Source organism: Desulfobacterium sp. N47, from assembly GCF_051233685.1.
GTDB lineage: Bacteria > Desulfobacterota > Desulfobacteria > Desulfobacterales > RPRI01 > RPRI01.
Genome location: NZ_JBAMMY010000256.1, coordinates 1 through 3,171 on the forward strand (window position 1 = coordinate 1; position 3,171 = coordinate 3,171).

General features: G+C 39.5%; 4 protein-coding genes. 1 reads left to right on the top strand and 3 read right to left on the bottom strand.

The window, feature by feature from the left end; all coding sequences use genetic code 11:
• Positions 1-105 precede the first annotated feature (105 nt).
• Together VXK47_RS16420 and VXK47_RS16425 are read right to left on the bottom strand one after the other, a co-directional pair.
• Positions 106-309, bottom strand: a complete 204-nt coding sequence (locus VXK47_RS16420; protein ID WP_435549868.1) for a transposase — start codon at positions 307-309, stop codon at positions 106-108.
• Positions 310-321: 12 nt separating this feature from the next.
• Complete coding sequence (locus VXK47_RS16425) at positions 322-675, bottom strand: DUF2845 domain-containing protein (protein WP_435549865.1); 354 nt, start codon at positions 673-675, stop codon at positions 322-324.
• Between the two features lie 633 nt (positions 676-1,308).
• On the opposite strand from VXK47_RS16425, the gene VXK47_RS16430 reads away from it, so the two are divergent.
• Complete coding sequence (locus VXK47_RS16430; RefSeq protein ID WP_435549866.1) at positions 1,309-2,067, top strand: SDR family NAD(P)-dependent oxidoreductase; 759 nt, start codon at positions 1,309-1,311, stop codon at positions 2,065-2,067.
• Between the two features lie 652 nt (positions 2,068-2,719).
• On the opposite strand, the gene VXK47_RS16435 is transcribed toward VXK47_RS16430, so the two are convergent.
• On the bottom strand, positions 2,720-3,171 hold a 452-nt coding region (locus VXK47_RS16435), incomplete at its 5' end, for a hypothetical protein (protein ID WP_435549867.1).

The window sequence follows — 3,171 nt, forward strand, 5'->3', positions numbered from 1 at the left end:
TTAATTCAAGTAAATAACTACCATTAATGAGTCAGGAATGCAAGTATAAAATGCATCTTTCTGAAAAATCTTCGTTTTACTTTTATTCAATATTTATCTTCAAATTCAATCGATTACCATTTGTCGGTCAAACACTATATAACACGACAGCCGCGTCAAATAAGTGTCATTTTCTATTAAAAAGCTTTTAAACCGTCCTTGAAATAGATGACCGCTCCTCGCATGCCTATTATTATACCGTCTTGAATAGGTTAACCCAAGCCACTGCATGCTTTTGGATAAATTGGATTTTTTCGTTTTCAGTAAAATATGATATGGAAATTAATTACAATCAACGCCGGATCCGATTTCTTCTAATTTTGATCCGACAAACGTTAATTCATAGCAATAAGGTCTGCCATATCCGCTTGGCGCTCTGATGAACCACTTTTCAATTACCCCTGTATGAGAAGAATATCTGCCCTTTTTTTTTGAATTGCTTGACTTGCCTCCTCTTGCATCCGAATATGTCTTTTCGATGATTTCCCCGCCATTATTTTTTAAAGTAATTCTAACTTTAGAAGTACTGTCACCTTCTGAAATCAGATCATTACCACATCTAAGCGCACTCGCCGTGCTTGCAGTCAGTGCGACCGATAATATTATGAAATAAATATAAATTGATAATTTTTTCATTTTTCAAACCTCACTTATCAGTTTTGATCATAAGCAAATGACATAAAATCGGATGCTGCGTTAATATCTTGTAATATTCTGAAATATTATCAATATTTTTTCCATATATTGCAATATCTGTCAACAATATATCCGGCAGAATTATTCAGCGCCCAATGCCATGAGTTTAACAGTTAAATAGAATATTATATATTTTCTATAGGTTAACCATCAATAAGCCTTTTATTTTGTCTTGACAGAATTTGGCGTTGCTGATAGCAGTTACAACATGAATGCAATGGAGCCCTTGTATAACGCTCTCTTTTGCCCGATCAGCACTATATATAAATTTCAGTGACTGTGTCAGGATCAAATTTCAATCCTTAAAATACTTCATGTTTTACTGCGGTTGAAATCTTACATTCCTTGAACCCGAGCAAAATTGGACGTTTTGAAATTCTCACAAAATTTACATTCAGGCATCTGTTTATTGACAACTTATTAACATTTATGCATTTTGATACTTGCCAGATTGGCTTAAAACACTGTCATGTATCAAAGCAGGCAACTTAACGACAAGTTATCATATTGAGAAAAATATAGTACTGTTTTTAATGTAAGAAAATAATTATCTATAAAAAGGGAGAATAAATTATGAAAATCAGCGAATGCAAAGCGGTGATAAGTGGTGGCGCTTCCGGTATAGGGGAAGAGTGTGCACGGCAGATTACAAGTGGCGGAGGAAAAGTGACCATCCTTGATTTACAGGAAGATAAAGGCACAAGTCTTGCCGCAGAGCTGGGAGGCTTTTTTGTTAAAACCGATGTTACGAATAATGACAGTGTAAACCAGGCCATTAATACGGCTGCTGAAAAGATGGGTGGCATAAATGTAGCAATTAATTGCGCAGGAATAGGCGGGCCATGCAAGATACTTGATAAAGAAAAGGGCCCTATGCCTATGGATTTTTTTGAAGCAAGAATTCAGGTCAATCTTATCGGCACCATGAGAGTTCTTATAAGCTCGGCTGCAAAAATGGCTGAAAATGCTCCCGGTGAAGATGGCGAACGTGGAATTATTATCAATACCTCATCTGTAGCCGCATCCCAGGGACAGATCGGGCAAGCCGCATATAGTGCTTCCAAAGGCGGCGTTGAAGGCTTGATGCTTCCTGTGGCAAGAGAATTGGGACGTCACGGAATCCGTGTTGTTACTATCGCACCCGGAACTATCGATACACCAATGCTTGCAAGAGTGCCGGAAAAAGCGCGTGAAGCATTGGCCAAATCAATACCTTTTCCTAAAAGGCTGGGCAAACCCTCAGAATATGCATTTTTGGTTCTGCACCTGATCGAAAATATATATTTAAACGGAGAAGTCTTTAAACTTACCGGTGCATTGAGAATGGCTTAATATTTATTTTTGTTTTTTTCGCGGACTCATAAAACGATACCCCATGAGCACCAGATTTACAAACCGGGTTCGTTGAAGGCAGTATTCTGACGGCTTTGTCAAGAACTTCATATGCAAAGCGCGCTAATCCCAAACAGATGAAGCGCTGCTTAAGCAGACCGACTTTTAGCAAAGCCGTTATATATTTTTAACAGGCGTAAGGAAGATCGGAAATGTCTGAAGCACCTTATCATTAATTACACCTGCTTAATATCAATGGAATAGAGCACCAGAAGAAAGTCAAGTAAAAAAGCTGCCCATTTTTAGGTAAAACTACCCCCTTACGACCAACGCCGTTTTTTAAAATTTGAATATACCGGGCTTAGCAGTTGCACTTTTAGATATTCACATTTCGGCATAACAGGTGAAAAACACCGTCCATAATGTCCGACTTTGGCAAACTGGTATAACAAGATCTCTGGGATTTTCCAGGATCAGAGCACCTTGGAGCCATAATTAGTAGTTCGGACGGACAGGGTAACATTCTATTCAAAGCCGTCAAGAAGCCCATTCTTTTTACTGTGGGCCCTTGCGAAAGTTACAAATAGCCATCCTGTCCGCCGAAACTGAGAACCCCTTTGAGTGCGAAGGTCAAACCCAGTGTTGCTTAGTCTTAAAGTTTAAGCTTTATTTCATATAGCTCCTGTACCATATTTCGCCAACGGCCCAAAGGGTTATCGTTTGTGAAGGCGGTTTCTAATGCGCCGAGTTTAGCCCACTTATCCCGAAGGGAGGGCCAGATCATCAGAAAATAACCGGCTCGTTCTTCCGGATTAATTTCCTTACTACGGAGGCGTTTAGGTATATAAATTTGTGAATTGCGCATCAAACACATAGCAGTGCGAATATATCGACGGCCGATACCAAAATCTGCATGTTGACCATTTGCATCTCTTTTTTTGTAGTCGGCCATTAAATCTTCCGGGCCATGTAAGCCAATATGGTGAGCCGACTGCACAACATAATTTTTGAGGATACGATTGCAGCGTTTTGATACTTTACCGGTACGGGTTTGGCCTTCAGGGCCACCGGTTTGTTTGACCCGTGGAATAATACCTGAATATG

Bases quoted from the DNA above. Each gene is read 5' to 3' on its own strand.
- VXK47_RS16425 (WP_435549865.1), bottom strand. From the start codon at position 675: ATGAAAAAATTATCAATTTATATTTATTTCATAATATTATCGGTCGCA.
- VXK47_RS16430 (WP_435549866.1), top strand. From the start codon at position 1,309: ATGAAAATCAGCGAATGCAAAGCGGTGATAAGTGGTGGCGCTTCCGGT.